This is a genomic window from Actinomadura montaniterrae (assembly GCF_008923365.1).
Classification (GTDB): domain Bacteria; phylum Actinomycetota; class Actinomycetes; order Streptosporangiales; family Streptosporangiaceae; genus Spirillospora; species Spirillospora montaniterrae.
Window position 1 is genome coordinate 17,474 of the sequence record NZ_WBMR01000107.1, and the last position, 13,781, is coordinate 31,254.

The window sequence follows — 13,781 nt, forward strand, 5'->3', positions numbered from 1 at the left end:
CTCGCCGGTCACCCGGACCTCAGGACGTAGCCGACGCCCCGGACGGTGTGCACGAGCCGCGGTTCGCCGCCGGCCTCCAGCTTGCGGCGCAGGTAGCCGATGTAGACGCCCAGGGAGTTGGACTCCGGCCCGAAGTCGTATCCCCACACCCGGTCCATGATCACCTCGCGGGGGAGGACCTGCCCGGCGTTGAGGACCAGCAGTTCCAGCAGCGCGAACTCGGTCTCGCTGAACTGGACGAGCCGGTCGCCCACCCGCCCCTGCCGCGCCTCCGGGTACAGGGTGAGGCCCGCGTACCCGAGGGTCCCGGCGGACGGCGCCGCGCGGACGCGGCGCAGCAGCGCCCGCACGCGCGCCCGCAGCTCCTCCGGGGCGAACGGCTTGACGAGGTAGTCGTCGGCGCCCGCGTCCAGGCCGTCGACCCGGTCGCTCACCGCGTCCCGCGCCGTCAGCATCAGGATCGGCGTGCGGTCGCCCTCCTCCCGCAGCGACCGGCAGACGGCGAGGCCGTCCAGGCCCGGCATCATGACGTCCAGGACGATCGCGTCCGGTGCCGCCGCGGCGGCCTCGCGCAGGGCCGACGCCCCGTCCGGCGCCGTCCGGATCTCGTAGCCGTCCAGGCCGAGCGTGTCGCCCACGGACTCGCGTACCGCCGGCTCGTCGTCGACGACCAGCACGCGAACGTCGTCCCCCACGTGCCGAACCTACCCAACGGCGCCGGGATGGGCGCCGTCAGTCGGCGGGCGTGCCGGGGCGCCGGTCCCTGAGGAGGATCCAGGCGGCGACGGCGGTGGCCAGCAGGACGGCCGCGCCGACGCCCGCGGTGCAGCGCAGCCCCGCGGCGAACGCGTCGCGCGCGGCGGTGAGGAGCGCCTGGCCCGCGGGGCCGCCGAGCGCCTCGGCCGCCTGCGCGGCGCCGCCGATGGAGTCGTGCGCCGCGGCGGCGGCGCCGGCGGGGGCCCCGGCCGGGGGCGCGAAGCCGCGGGAGACGCCGGTGGGGACCGAGCCGAGCAGCGCGATGCCGAGCGCGGCGCCGAGCTCGTAGGCGGTCTCGGAGACCGCGGACGCGGCGCCGGCCTGCTCCTTCGGCACCAGCGAGACGATCATGTCGGACGTCGTCGCGAAGGCGAACCCGGCGCCCGCCCCGGCGAGCAGCAGCGCGGTGAACAGCAGCGGGTAGCCGGTGCCGGCGTGCAGGCCAGCGAGCAGCGCCAGCGCGAGGCCCATGGCCGCGAGCCCGCTCGCGACGACGGTGCGGGCCGACGTGCGCCGGACGGCCAGCGCGGCGAGCAGCCCGGTGACGACGGAGCCGATCGTGGCGGGGAGCTCGGCCAGGCCCGCCTCGAGCGGCGAGCGGCCCTGGACGAGCTGGAAGAACTGGGACAGGAAGAACACCAGCCCGGCCAGCCCGAGCACGGCGAGCATGTCGGCGGCGACGGCCGTGGAGAAGCCGCGGTCGCGGAACAGCCGGACGTCGATCAGCGGCGAGTCGAGGGTCCGCTGCCGGTGCACGAACCAGGCGAGCGCGGCGATCCCGGCGACGGCGGCCGCGCCGGCCCGCGGGGTCGTCCCGTGCGCGGCGGCCTCCTTGATCGCGTAGACCGTCCCGATCATGCCGGCGAGGGAGAGCGCGGCGCTCGGCAGGTCCCACGGCCCGGGCGACGGGTCCCTGGACTCGGGCAGCAGCCGCGCGCCCGCCACTACCAGCACGGCCATCACCGGCAGGTTGACCAGGAAGACCGACCCCCACCAGAAGTGCTCCAGCAGGAGGCCGCCGACCAGCGGGCCCGCGGCGGCGCCCGCGGAGAAGCTGGACGCCCAGATCCCGACGGCGAGGGAACGTTCCCGGGCATCGGTGAAGATGTTCCGGATCAGCGCCAGCGTCGCCGGCATCAGCGTCGCGCCCGCCACGCCCATCAGGGCGCGCGCCGCGATGAGCATCTCGGGGCCGGTGGCGTAGGCGTTGAGCACCGAGACGCCGCCGAACGCGGCGGCGCCGGTGAGCAGCAGCCTCTTGTGGCCGATCCGGTCGCCGAGGCCGCCCATCGAGACCAGCAGGCCGGCGATGACGAAGGAGTAGACGTCGCCGATCCACAGCAGCTGGGCGCCGGACGGCCGGAGGTCCTCGCTGATGAACGGGGTGGCGAGCCCCAGCACGGTCGCGTCTACGGCGACCAGCAGCACGGCGAGCACGAGCACGCCGAGCGAGATCCAGCGGCCGGAGGCGCGGTCGTGCCGTGCGGGCGCGTGCGGCGGCGCGGTGGTCATGGTCCCACTGTCCTTACGGGTATTGCCTTACGGGGTGTCGCGAAGAGGAGGCCACAAGGGCGCGGCGGGTCAGGTGTGCGGGGTGCGGCGCTCGACGCCGCCGAGCAGCAACCCGGTGATCATCGCGGTGTAGTCGCGGGGCGCGGTCTTGCCGGACTGGATCGTCCAGGCGGCGGACGCGATGAGCCCGTACAGGGCCTCGGTGAGCCACGCGGGGGACAGGTCGATGCGGAACTCGCCGGACTCCTGGCCGCGCCGGAACAGTGCGGTGATGCGGGCGTCGAGCCGTTCCCAGCCCGGGTTGACCGCCTCGCCCTCGAACAGCTGGTTCTCGGTCGCGAGGAAGGCGAGGAAGGCCGCGACCGGGCGGCTGGCCTCGACCAGCCGGACCAGCGCGTCGGTGGCGGTGCCCTCGTCGGGCCGGGCCTCGTCCATCACCGCCTCCAGGCGGCGCAGGCCGAGCTCCTCGAGCGCGCGGACGAGGCCGTCCCGCCCCGCGAAGTGGCGGTGGAGGGTGGCGCGGCTGATCCCGGCGGCCTGCGCGATCTCGTCCTGGGTGGCGGTGGACTTGCGCGACAGCAGTTCCGCCGCGTCGGCCAGGACCCGCTCACGATCGAACGTCATGAGACGATACTACCTCGTGTGAGACATCATTGTCTCACACGAGTGGTCGGCGTCACCCGCGAGCCGGGCGCCGGTCAGGGGATCAGGGCGGTGTACAGGGCGTCGGGAGCGGCGAGGAGGAACCGGGACGCGTGGGCGCGCTTGTAGTACAGGTGGGCGTCGTGCTCCCAGGTGAAACCGATACCGCCGTGGATCTGGATGCACTCCGCCGCGACGTGCGCGTACGCGTCGCCGCAGTAGGCGAGCGCCATGCCCGCCGCGCGCGCGGACGGCTCGCGCGCCGCCCACGCCGCGAGCGCCGCCGCCGCTTCGACGTCCACCAGCAGTTCCGCGCACAGGTGCTTGATCGCCTGGTTCGCGCCGATGGGACGGCCGAACTGCTCGCGGACCTTCGCGTACGCGACGGCCATGTCCAGCGCGGCCCGCGCGCCCCCTGCCATCTCGGCGGCCAGGACGATCATCGCCGGCCCCGGGTCGGGGGCGTCGCCGATCCGCCGCGCGGGGGTGCCGTCGAAGGCGAGCGCGGCGATCCGCCGCGTCCCGTCGATCGAGGTCAGCGGCCTCCGCTCGGCGGCCTCGGGGACGTACAGCCCGCCGTCCGCGACGACGAGCACGAGGTCGGCCGAGGCCGCGTCGGGAGCGGGGCCGGTGGTGCCGGTCAGCCGCCCGCCCTCGACGCGCACGCCGTCGCCTTGCGCGAGCGTCGCGGTGCGCTCGCCCTCCACGATGCCCGGCAGATGTTCTGCGCGCACCCCGGCGTCCGCCGCGAGCAGGGCGGACGTCGCCAGGACGGTGGACAGGTAGGGGAGCGGCGCGAGCGCGCGGCCCAGTTCCTCCGCGACGACCGCGGCCTCGGCGAGCGACTGCCCGGCGCCGCCGTACTCCTCGGGGACGGCGAGCCCGGCCAGCCCGAGCCCGGCGAACCGCCGCCACAGCGCCGGGTCGTACCCGGTGTCCGTCCCGTCGGTCTCGATGGCGCGGCGGACCTGCGGCAGCGGCAGGTGGTCGGCGCAGAACGCGCGCACGAGACCGCGCAGTTCGGCGCGCACGGCATCCTGCTCGGCGGTGCTCGAAGCGGTGTCGGTCATCGCGGGTCCCTCGGCAGTCCCAGGTGGCGTTCGGCCAGGATGGTGCGCTGGATCTCGTCGGTGCCGCCCGCGATCCGCAGTGCGGGCGCGCCGAGCAGGAACTCCGCCCAGGCGTGGTCGCCGTCGCCGAGGTCGGCGGCCAGCGACGGGCCGAGCACGGCCGAGGCGGCCTCCACGGCCAGCGCGAGCGCCCGGTTGACCAGCAGCTTGGAGATGGACGCGGCCGCCGCCGGGTCGAGCCCGGCGCTCCGGTTCACCTGCGCGGCGGCGGTGAGCGCGGCGTCCAGCCGGCCGAGCCGGGCGCGCGCCGCCGGGGTGAGCACACCCCGGCGGCGCGCCTGCTCGGCGAGCCGCTCCACCAGGTCGGGCGGGACGGCGTCGACCGTGCCCCCGAGCGCGGCCCGCTCGCTGGACAGGCTGGTGATGGCCGCCGTCCAGCCTCCGTTGAGCGGGCCGATGCGGTCGGCGTCCGGCACCCGCACCTCGCTGAGGAACACCTCGTTGAACGACGCGCCGCCGGTCATCTGCCGCAGCGGCCGGACCTCGACGCCCGGCGCGTGCATGTCGACGAGCAGCAGCGTCAGGCCCTTGTGCTTCGGCGCGTCCGGGTCCGTCCTGACGAGCGCCTCGCCCAGGTCGGCGTGGTGCGCGCCGGAACTCCACACCTTCTGCCCGGTGACGACCCAGGAGTCGCCGTCGCGGACGGCGCGCGTCCGCACCGAGGCGAGGTCGGAGCCCGCGTCGGGCTCGGAGAACAGCTGGCAGGCGGTCAGCTCCCCGCGCAGCAGCGGGCGCAGGTACCGGCGCTTGAGGTCGTCCGACCCGTGCGCGCGGATCGCGGGCGCGACGATGTGCAGGCCGACGAGCAGCGGCTGCAGGTCGGGCGCATCGTAGCGGGAGAGCAAGGCGGCGAACGCATCGGCGCGTTCCCCGTCCAGTTCGGCGAAGCCCGCGTCGTAGAGCAGGCCCTGCCAGCGCTTGGCGGCCCGCAGCGTCCCGGCCTCGCGTTCGGGGTCGATCTCCTCCAGCAGCGCGACCCGGTCGGACGGCGTCCGCGCGGGACGCGGCGGCAGGTGCGCGTCGAGGAACGCCCGCGCGCGCTTCTCGAACGCGTCCGGCGACTCCGTCACGCGAGCCCCGCGATCTCCAAGGCCATCCGCTTCGCCGTGGCCATGTCGTAGTGCTTGCTCGACACCATCCGCTGCGCGTACAGGCCGCCGCCCGACTGCAGCATCGTCACGTGCTGCCAGCCGCCGAACGTGTCGGCGGTGTAGTCGCGGATCGCGTGGAACAGCCGGCTGCGGTACTCGGCGTCCACGCCCTCCATCGTGCGCATGTACTTGCGGACGTAGGCGCCCGTCTCCGGGCTCGCCAGGTCGTCCGGGCTCGGCGCGGTGAGGATCGCGCCGCCGCCGATGTCGTGCAGGTGGCGGACCATCCGGCTGAACTCGGCGGCGCCGAAGTGCTTGGCCGCGTTGGTGTACAGCTCGCTCGGGAACATCCAGCCCTCGGGGCTCTTCTCCGCGTTGGAGATCGCCGCCTCCAGCCCGGCCCGGACCAGCGTCGCGTACATGACCATCTCGCTGATCTTCTCCCGGATGTGCGACACCCGGTCCAGCCCGTTGGCCTCCGCGATGAGCTGCGCGAACCCGGTCAGGACGTCGCCGATCTCGGCCAGGTGCGCGGTGCCGCCGAGCCGCTCCCACAGCCCGAGCGCGTGCGCGAACGTCGCCGAGTGCCCGACCTCGCCGGCGAGGAACACCCGCTCGTTCGGCACGAACACGTCGTCGAACACGAGGAAGCCCTCGGGCATGTTGTGGTGGCTGGAGTGCGGCCAGTACCGCTCGTCCTCCCCGGACGCGGCGCCGCGCGGCGCGTACGTCGTGTTGATGATCGACACGCCGGGCGCGTTCGCCGGGACGGCGCAGGCGACCGCCCAGTCCTCCTCGCCGGGCTTCATCCGCTTCGTCGGCATCACGACCAGCTCGTGCGACGTGGCCGCGGCGGTGATGTGCATCTTCGCGCCGCGGATCACCACGCCGTCGGGGCGCCGCTCGACGATGCGCGTGTACAGGTCGGGGTCGTCCTGCTGCGAGGGGGAGAGCCTGCGGTGGCCCTTGGCGTCGGTGATGGCCTGGACGCCGCGCACGTCCTCCCGCTTGCACCGGTCGTAGTACGCCTCGATCCGCGCGGCGTACTCGGGGTGGTCGGCGCGCATCCGCGCCGCCGCCGTCAGCAGCGCCTGCAGGCCCTGCGCGGTCGTCACGGTCGTCATGTCCCAGGTCAGCAGCTCGTGCAGCTGGGCGCGCAGCTCCTCGGCCGTGGTCGGGAACGCGAAGTAGGGGCCGACCGCGCCGCCGGGCCGGTAGTAGCGGTCGTAGCCGGCGGCCACCTCCGCCACCCCGGCCGAGAGCAGCGGCTCGTCCTCCAGGTCGCTCACCTTCCGGCCGTTCAGGAACAGCCTGCGCCCGTCGCGCAGGGACTCCCGGTACTCGGCTCCGGTCTTCACGCGTGCCTCCCGCGGTGCGTCTCCGGCGGACCGATCGCGGGCGCCTCCCGGCACCGGCCGCGATCGCCGATATTCGTGAACGTAACGTCACAATTAGGGTCTTGGCAAGATGTGAACGCGGCGTTACGTTCACATCCGTGGAGAGCTACTCGTTCGCGACCCGGCTCCGCGCCCAGGCCGCCGCCCGGCCGCACGCCCCGGCCGTCACCACCGGCGGGCGCACCCGTACCTACGCCGACCTCGACGCCCTCGCCGACCGCGCCGCCGCCGACCTGCGCGGGCACGGCGTCCGCCGCGGCGACCGCGTCGCCTACCTCGGCCCGAACGGCATCGCCTTCGCCGCCGTCATGTACGGCGCGTCCCGGCTGCGCGCCGCATCGCTCGCGCTCAACTGGCGGCTCCCCGCCGCCGGCCTCGCCGCGATCCTCGCCGACGCCGAGCCGTCCGTCCTCGTCGCCGCCCCCGAGCAGGCCGAGGCCGCCGAAGCCGCCGCCCGCGCCGCCGGTTTCCGGGGCCCGGTCCTCCCCGCGGACGGCTGGCCGCCGCCCGGCCCCGCCGACCCGCCGCCCGACGACGTCCCCGAGCCCGACGACCTCGCCATGCTCTGCTACACCTCCGGGACGACCGGGACGCCCAAGGGCGTGATGGCCACCAACCTCACCGTCCTCAACCACCTCGCCCGGCCCGGCGTCTACCCCTACGCGGGACCGGACGCCGTCCTGCTCAACTGCGCCCCCGTGTTCCACGCCGCCGGCGCGGGCTGGCTCTGGGTCCCCGCCTACCAGGGCGCGCACCTCGTGCTGCTCGCGCAGGCCGACCCGCCCGCCGTTCTCGACGCGCTGCGCCGCCACCGGGTGACGGCCGCGCTGCTCGTCCCCGCCGTGCTGCGGATGCTGCTCGACGACCCGTCCCTCACCGACCTGCCCGACCTGCGCACCATCGTCTACGGGGCGTCGCCCATCGCCGAGCCCGTGCTGCGCCGCGCGATGGCCGCGTTCCCGGGCGCCGGGTTCGTCCAGGTGTACGGGATGACCGAGACGACCGGGCCCGTCACCCGCCTCGACGAGGCCGGGCACCGGGACGGGACCCGGCTGCGCACCGCCGGCCGCCCCTTCGACGGCATCGAGGTCCGCGTCGTCGAGCCCGGCGGCGACCGGGACCGCGCGCCCGGCGAGACCGGCGAGGTCTGGGTGCGCGGCGACCAGACCACCCCCGGCTACTGGCGCGCGCCCGAGGCCACCGCCGGGCTGTACGCGCCGGGCGGCTGGCTGCGCACCGGCGACGCCGGCTTCCTCGACGCCGACGGGTTCCTGCACCTCACCGACCGGATCAAGGACATGATCGTCAGCGGCGGCGAGAACGTCTACGCCGCCGAGGTCGAGAACGCCCTCGCGTCCTGCCCCGGCGTCGCCGACGTGTGCGTCATCGGCGTCCCGCACCCGAAATGGGGCGAGACCGTCAAGGCCGTCGTCGTCGGCACCGCGACGGCCGGGGAGGTCATCGCGCACGCCCGCGCGCGCCTCGCCCACTACCAGTGCCCGACGTCGGTGGACTTCGTCGCCGAACTGCCCCGCAACCCGGCGGGGAAGGTGCTGCGCCGCCTCGTCCGCGAGCCGTACTGGGATGATGAGCCGCGTTATGTCACCTGAGACGACCACCACCGACCGCGCGCCCGCGTCCGGCACCGTCGCCCCGCCGGAACCGCCGAGCGCGAAGGGCCGCGCGACCCGCGCCGCGTTCGAGGACGCCGCCCGCAGGCTCATCGCCGAGCGCGGCTTCCTGCGCACGACCGTGCACGACATCGCCGCCGCCGCGGGCAAGTCGACCGCCGCGTTCTACCGCTACTTCGACAACAAGGAGCAGTTGCTCGCCGCGCTTGCCGACGGCTTCTCCCACGAGGTCCTGCTGCACTCGCCCGGCACGCCCGACGGCAGCGCCGCGTTCTTCGAGGACGCGGCCCGCGCCTACTGGGACGCCTACAAGGAGCACCTCGGCGTCCTGGTCGGCGTGTTCCAGCTCGCCATGGTGGACGAGGAGTTCGCCGAGCGCTGGCGCGCCAGCCGGATGGTCGGCGTCCGCATCATCGAGCGGACCGTCCGCCAGGCCCAGGAGAGCGGGCACGCCGCCGGCCTCGACCCCGCCCTCGCCGCGTCCGCCATCGGCGCCATGTTCGAGCACTTCTGCTTCGTCTGGCTCGCGCAGGGCGGCGACGGCCCGGGCGCCTCCATCACCGACGACGAGGCCGTCGCCACGCTGGCCGCGCTGTGGCGGCGCGGCCTCTACGGAGAGGAACCGCCCCCATGACCGACCGGGTCTCGCTGACCGTCCGGGACGGCGTCGCCGACGTCCGCCTCAACCGCCCGGACAAGCTGAACGCGCTCGACATGGCCACCTTCGAGGCCCTCGCCGAGACCGCCGACGCGGTCGCCGCCGAGCCTGCGGTGCGGGCCGTCGTGCTGTCGGGGGAGGGGCGCGCGTTCTGCGCGGGCCTCGACTTCGCCAACTTCGCCGCGATGGCGGGCGACGCGACCGCCGCGTCCGGCGGCGACCGGCTCCGGCGCCTCATGGCCGACGTCATGGAGCGCGAGCCTGGCCGCATCACCAACCTCGGGCAGCAGGCCGTGCACGGCTGGCGCGAGCTGCCGCAACCCGTGATCGCCGCCGTGCACGGGCACGCGCTCGGCGGCGGCCTGCAGATCGCGCTCGGCGCCGACATCCGGATCGTCGCGCCGGACGCGAAGCTGTCGGTGCTGGAGATCCGCTGGGGTCTGGTGCCCGACATGACCGGCACGGCGGCGCTGCTGCGGCTCGTCGGCGAGGACGTCGCCAAGGAGCTCACCTTCACCGGACGCATGGTCACCGGCGACGAGGCCGTCCGCCTCGGCCTCGCCACCCGCACCGCCGCGGACCCGCGCGCCGCCGCGCTGGACATGGCCCGCGAGATCGCCGCCAGCAGCCCCGACGCGATCCGCGCCGCCAAGCGCCTGCTCAACCGCGCCGGCGACGGCGGCGACCTCGCCGGCCAGTACATGGAGGAGTCCCGCGCCCTGGCCGAGCTCCGCGGCTCCGCGAACCAGACCGAGGCCGTCCGCGCCTACTTCGAGAAGCGCCCGCCCGCCTTCACCGATCCCGCCTAGCCCCTGCCCTGGGCGGGGGTCAGGACGCGCTGCGGACGAGGTCGTGGACGGCCTCGCTCATCGTCACCGGATCGACGTCGCCGAGCGGCACGGAACCCTGTGGCGTGCGGGCCGGCACCGGTCCCGCCCACAGCGCGGTGACCTTCTGGTCCTCGCCCTCGCCGTACATGTAGTGGCCGAGGCCCGGGCTCAGGCTCGCCACGACGTACAGCCCCGCTGGGTCGCGCCGGGCGAGCCACCCGCCCATGAAGTCGCCGTTGGCGTTGACCGACTCCCAGCGTCCCTGCGAATGACCCTTCGCCTTGCCATACGGCAGGACGAGACCCTCCACCCGGGCGAGCCTGCGCGCGCTCCGCTCATCGTCCGCGAGCCGGTAGACGGGCCGTCCGAGCTGCTCGAACGGCTGCAGGATCTCGTAATCGGCGAACAGTTCCGCCCAGGCATCGAGGTCGTCACCCAGCAGCAGCGGGTGGGCGATGCTGATCCGGGCGTCCGGCGCGGGCGTGAAGGCGTCGTCGTTGATGTCGGCGTAAGTGCGGTCCTCGGCGACGCGGAACGCCGTGCCGTCACCGGTGATCCACACCAGCCGTCGGACGATGTGCCGCAGCAGCGGATGCTCGGCGAACAGGCGGCGGAAGCCGTCCGGCGTCCAGCTCCGCCGGGTGATCATGGCCTTCTCCAGGCGCTTGATCTCCTGGTCGGCGATCGTCCGCAGGTCCGCGCGCAGGCCGGTGAACAGCGCGTGCGCCGCCGGGGCGAGCGCCGGATCGTCCTTCGGACCGGGCTTGGGCGCGCTCTTGCGGACCTTGCCGTTCGCCTCCACGACCAGCGGGACGAGCTGCTGGTCGAAGGTCACCGTGAACCGGCGCGGGCCGTAGTCCAGGACGAGCGTGCCCTGCTCGTCCAGGCCGAAGTCGGGGACGGCGCGGTCGGCGAGGTCGTCCGGCGTGATCCCGCGCGCGGCGGCGATCTCGTCGATCTTCTGCGCCGCCTTGGCCTTGAGCGCCTTGTACCTGCCGCGGCGCGTCAGCTCGAACAGGTGCGTGAGGGCGACGTCGGAGCCGATCCCGGCCAGCACGTCGAGCGCGGCGACGGCCCGGCCGGTGCCGCCCTCGCCCGGCCACTGCCTGATCAGCGGCGCGAGCCGGCGCACCGTCGTGTCGTCCCCGATCACGCCGAGCTGCGCCAGCGCCCAGTTGTGCTTGGACGGCGCCCCGAGCGCGTACCAGCGCTGGAACACCGCCCAGGAGAACTCCGCCAGCGAATGCGGGTCGCAGAAGCCGCGGACGTCCGCCGCCTCGGGCGCCTTCTTGGCGAGCAGCCCCAGTAGGCGCTTCGTCGCGTCCTCCGGAAGCGCCCGGTCACGGTCGCGCGTGAGGATCCGCGGGAGCAGGGCCGGGGCGGCCCAGTCCGTCTTCGCGCTGCGGGCGGGCCGGCCGGCCAGAACGGCGGGCAGGTCGTCGCAGTCGGGGACGGACCGGCGCGGCAGCAGCTCCTCGGCGGTCCCTGGCGGAAGCGCCTTCGCCAGTTCCGGCTCCGCGTGCAGCAGGCTCCGCACGAGCCCGGCCGCCTGCAGGCTCCGGACCGTCTGCCCCTGCACGAACGGCGCCAGCGCCCGGACCGCCAGCACCGGATACCGTCCGGCCGCCTCCTGCAACGCGGCCGGCACGCCCTTGATCCCCATACGGCTGAGCAGGACGGGGAAGAGCCGCTCGTCCGCGATCCCGAGCAGCGCCTTCAGCACGACCGGGCGCGTCTCGTCGGGGTCCTGGTGGCGGTAGGCGAGGGCGGTCTCGAGCAGCGGGAGGGCGTCCGCCCCCAGCCCGTCGAGGAGAGTCGCGAGCACGTCCGGCACCACCGGAATCCAGCCGATCCGGTCGGCATGGGCGGCGGTGGAAAGCGAGCACAGCAGGTGCTCGTGCCCGAGGACGCTCATACCGGACGGATCGTCGAGGGTCTCGTCCATCCAGGCCGCCTCGCTCGGCACCAGGTAGGACGCCGTGGAGCGGCGCACCGGATCGCCCCGATGCGCCGCCAGACGCGCGACGGCGTCGCGGTACTCGGCCTCAGGCGCCGCCGCCAGCAGCGCGCGGAGCCGCTTCACCACGGCGTCCGCGGCGATCCGCCAACTGGCGCCGGCTTGGCCGCCGCCCGAGCGCCGGACCTCGCCGCGCCACCCCTTCGGCGGGTTCCCCTGGCTGTAGGCGACGCCGATCACTCGCATCACGCCGTTGGGGCCGAGCTTCCGCGGTTCCGGCGGCGGGCCGAGCGCGATGGAGGAGGCTTCGGTAAGCGCGCACGCGGCGAACGCGAGCCCATGGTCCAGTACCCAGGCGTCCACGAACGGCGCTCCGTCGGCCGTGTCGTCCAGGTACCGCACCGCGATGGCGGCGAGGGCCGCCGCGCCCGCCGGGTCGGCCTCGCCGTCCAGCCGGGCGCGCAGGGCCTTCCCGAGCTTCGGGTCGGTGCGCTCGTGCTCCGCCATCTCCTCGGCGATCGCTCGCGCCTCGCGCTCCCACCCGCGCGCCCGCCGCGCGGCGTCCTCGTCCGGGACGACCTCCGGCCCGGCGACACCGCCGTGCCGGGGATGAAGGTGCTCGCGCCACTCGACCGGAATGTCCACCGTCTCGATCATGGCCCCGGAACCTAACGGCCCCCGCCGACACTCTCGCGGCCGTCCGCTCGGGCGGTGGCGGGGTCCCAGCGGCTAGCATCACCGGATGCCGCTGATCGCAGCCGGTCGCTTCCACGCGTACGGGCCGTCCCACTGGGCGGCCGTCGGGCTGTTCGCGATCGGCTGCGCCGTGCTGGTGGCGCTCGGCCGCGCGCAGCGGACGCCGGGATCGGAGCCGGGCTCGGGGGAACGGGCGAGGGGGTTCGGCCGGGCGTACGCGCTGGCGATCCTGTTCGTGATGATCGGCCTGCAGGCGCACACCCTGCTGCCCCGGGAGTGGGACCTCGGCGGGTCGCTGCCCCTGCAACTGTGCGACGTGGCGTGGCTGACCGCGGCCGGCGCGCTGTGGACGTTCGGCCGCCGCTGGTACGCGCTGACGTACTACTGGGGGCTCACCCTGTCGGTGCAGGGGCTCCTCACGCCGGCGCTCAACGGCGGCGACTATCCGGACATCGATTATCTGGCGTTCTGGGGCATGCACCTGATGATCGTGTGGGCGGCGGTGTACCTGACCTGGGGGCTGGGGATGCGGCCGGACTGGCGCTGCTACCGGTTCGCGGTCGCGGTCACGGTGGTGTGGGCCGCCGGCGCGTTCGCCTTCAACGAGATCGCCGGGACGAACTACGGCTACCTCAACGACAAGCCCGCGACGGGCTCGGCGCTGGACCTGCTCGGGCCCTGGCCCTGGTACGTGCTGGCCGAGGTCGTGATCATCCTGGCCGGCTGGGCGCTCATCACGTGGCCGTGGACGCGCGGGCGCGCGGACGGGCACGGGCGCGGGGACGGCGCGGCCGCCCGCTGAGCCGCGGTCCCGGTCCGAATTGGACCATTCCAAAAGTGGTCTGCTCTGCACCTTTTCGCCGTGCCGGATGCGCTGAATAGCGTTTTTGTGGCGACAAAACGTAGCCGACGGATGAGTTGGACATTGCGGACTAATTACAGCAAATCGAGCCCGGATCCCTGGAATCTCGGCATTCCGCGCGTCCTCGGTGAGGCGTTGTGTCAGCCTAGATACGGCTGTAGGCATACGAGTCCGTATTGCTCAGTTCTTTGATCTTCACTGTCCGACGCACCGAGGACGCCGATGCCTGACTTCTTCGAACCCGCCGCCGGGGCCGATCGCCGGGACGTCCAACGCTACGACAGGACCCCCGCCTACGGCAGGCACCGCCAGACCGGCATGCGCGTCGTCCACCTGTCCATCTCCGTGCTCCCCGCGGCCGTCGTCGCCCTCCTCGGGGCCGTCGCCGTCGCCGTGCTGTACGACGGCGGCGCGCTGCCGCGGCCGACCCGCATCGTCCTGGTCGCCGCCGCGCTCGGCGCCGTGACCGTCCTGCTCGCCGCCGCCTGGGCGGCCGACGCCGCGACCCGCCGCGTGGAACGCCAGCGGGCCCAGGGCGCCGGCCGCGACCTGGAGGCCGTCCGCCGGCGGCTCGGCGAGCTCGCGTTCCTGGCCGCCCGCGGCCGCCGCGAGCTGCGGG

11 protein-coding genes and 1 pseudogene are annotated in these 13,781 nt (G+C 74.5%); 5 read left to right on the forward strand and 7 right to left on the reverse strand.

The annotated features are described in order from the left end of the window. Positions 1–8: 8 nt before the first annotated feature. The 6 genes from F9B16_RS29745 to F9B16_RS29770 all read right to left on the reverse strand — a co-directional run bounded on the left by F9B16_RS29745 (position 9) and on the right by F9B16_RS29770 (position 6,489). Positions 9–695: a response regulator transcription factor gene (locus F9B16_RS29745; RefSeq protein ID WP_151543524.1), complete on the reverse strand. Its 687-nt coding sequence runs from the start codon at positions 693–695 to the stop codon at positions 9–11. Between the two features lie 37 nt (positions 696–732). Continuing rightward, positions 733–2,268, reverse strand: a complete 1,536-nt coding sequence (locus tag F9B16_RS29750) for an MFS transporter (protein ID WP_151543525.1) — start codon at positions 2,266–2,268, stop codon at positions 733–735. Positions 2,269–2,337: 69 nt separating this feature from the next. Continuing rightward, positions 2,338–2,892 carry a TetR/AcrR family transcriptional regulator gene (locus tag F9B16_RS29755; protein WP_151543526.1) on the reverse strand — a complete coding sequence of 185 codons (555 nt, stop codon included), beginning with the start codon at positions 2,890–2,892 and terminating at the stop codon, positions 2,338–2,340. A gap of 74 nt (positions 2,893–2,966) precedes the next feature. Then, positions 2,967–3,980 (reverse strand): acyl-CoA dehydrogenase family protein, encoded by a 1,014-nt coding sequence (locus F9B16_RS29760; RefSeq protein ID WP_151543527.1) that lies wholly within the window; start codon positions 3,978–3,980, stop codon positions 2,967–2,969. Continuing rightward, positions 3,977–5,110 (reverse strand): acyl-CoA dehydrogenase family protein, encoded by a 1,134-nt coding sequence (locus F9B16_RS29765; RefSeq protein ID WP_151543528.1) that lies wholly within the window; start codon positions 5,108–5,110, stop codon positions 3,977–3,979. The genes F9B16_RS29760 and F9B16_RS29765 overlap by 4 nt, the downstream gene beginning before the upstream one ends. Further along, entirely contained in the window at positions 5,107–6,489 is a 1,383-nt protein-coding gene (locus F9B16_RS29770) for a 4-hydroxyphenylacetate 3-hydroxylase N-terminal domain-containing protein (protein ID WP_151543529.1), read from the reverse strand. The genes F9B16_RS29765 and F9B16_RS29770 overlap by 4 nt, the downstream gene beginning before the upstream one ends. A 137-nt stretch (positions 6,490–6,626) precedes the next feature. Between F9B16_RS29770 and F9B16_RS29775 the strand changes: the two genes are divergently transcribed. The 3 genes from F9B16_RS29775 to F9B16_RS29785 are packed head-to-tail and all read left to right on the forward strand — an operon-like array spanning position 6,627 to position 9,626. Continuing rightward, entirely contained in the window at positions 6,627–8,138 is a 1,512-nt protein-coding gene (locus F9B16_RS29775; RefSeq protein WP_151543530.1) for a class I adenylate-forming enzyme family protein, read from the forward strand. Beyond that, positions 8,128–8,793, forward strand: coding sequence for a TetR/AcrR family transcriptional regulator (locus tag F9B16_RS29780; protein ID WP_151543531.1), 666 nt, complete (start codon positions 8,128–8,130; stop codon positions 8,791–8,793). The genes F9B16_RS29775 and F9B16_RS29780 overlap by 11 nt, the downstream gene beginning before the upstream one ends. Then, positions 8,790–9,626, forward strand: coding sequence for a crotonase/enoyl-CoA hydratase family protein (locus F9B16_RS29785; protein ID WP_151543532.1), 837 nt, complete (start codon positions 8,790–8,792; stop codon positions 9,624–9,626). Before F9B16_RS29780 ends, F9B16_RS29785 begins: the two co-directional genes overlap by 4 nt. Before the next feature lie 19 nt (positions 9,627–9,645). Here F9B16_RS29785 and F9B16_RS29790 read toward each other — a convergent pair whose 3' ends face one another. Continuing rightward, positions 9,646–12,261, reverse strand: coding sequence for a DUF4132 domain-containing protein (locus F9B16_RS29790; protein ID WP_151543533.1), 2,616 nt, complete (start codon positions 12,259–12,261; stop codon positions 9,646–9,648). An 85-nt stretch (positions 12,262–12,346) separates the two neighbouring features. Between F9B16_RS29790 and F9B16_RS29795 the strand changes: the two genes are divergently transcribed. Together F9B16_RS29795 and F9B16_RS29800 are read left to right on the forward strand one after the other, a co-directional pair. Further along, positions 12,347–13,102 (forward strand): YwaF family protein, encoded by a 756-nt coding sequence (locus tag F9B16_RS29795; protein WP_151543534.1) that lies wholly within the window; start codon positions 12,347–12,349, stop codon positions 13,100–13,102. A 282-nt stretch (positions 13,103–13,384) separates the two neighbouring features. Further along, positions 13,385–13,781: pseudogene (locus F9B16_RS29800) on the forward strand (hypothetical protein); the annotation flags it as partial.

Coding starts and splice junctions, on each gene's coding strand:
- F9B16_RS29750 (WP_151543525.1), bottom strand. CDS start 2,268: ATGACCACCGCGCCGCCGCACGCGCCCGCACGGCACGACCGCGCCTCC.
- F9B16_RS29755 (WP_151543526.1), bottom strand. CDS start 2,892: ATGACGTTCGATCGTGAGCGGGTCCTGGCCGACGCGGCGGAACTGCTG.
- F9B16_RS29760 (WP_151543527.1), bottom strand. CDS start 3,980: ATGACCGACACCGCTTCGAGCACCGCCGAGCAGGATGCCGTGCGCGCC.
- F9B16_RS29780 (WP_151543531.1), top strand. CDS start 8,128: ATGTCACCTGAGACGACCACCACCGACCGCGCGCCCGCGTCCGGCACC.
- F9B16_RS29785 (WP_151543532.1), top strand. CDS start 8,790: ATGACCGACCGGGTCTCGCTGACCGTCCGGGACGGCGTCGCCGACGTC.
- F9B16_RS29790 (WP_151543533.1), bottom strand. CDS start 12,261: ATGATCGAGACGGTGGACATTCCGGTCGAGTGGCGCGAGCACCTTCAT.
- F9B16_RS29795 (WP_151543534.1), top strand. CDS start 12,347: ATGCCGCTGATCGCAGCCGGTCGCTTCCACGCGTACGGGCCGTCCCAC.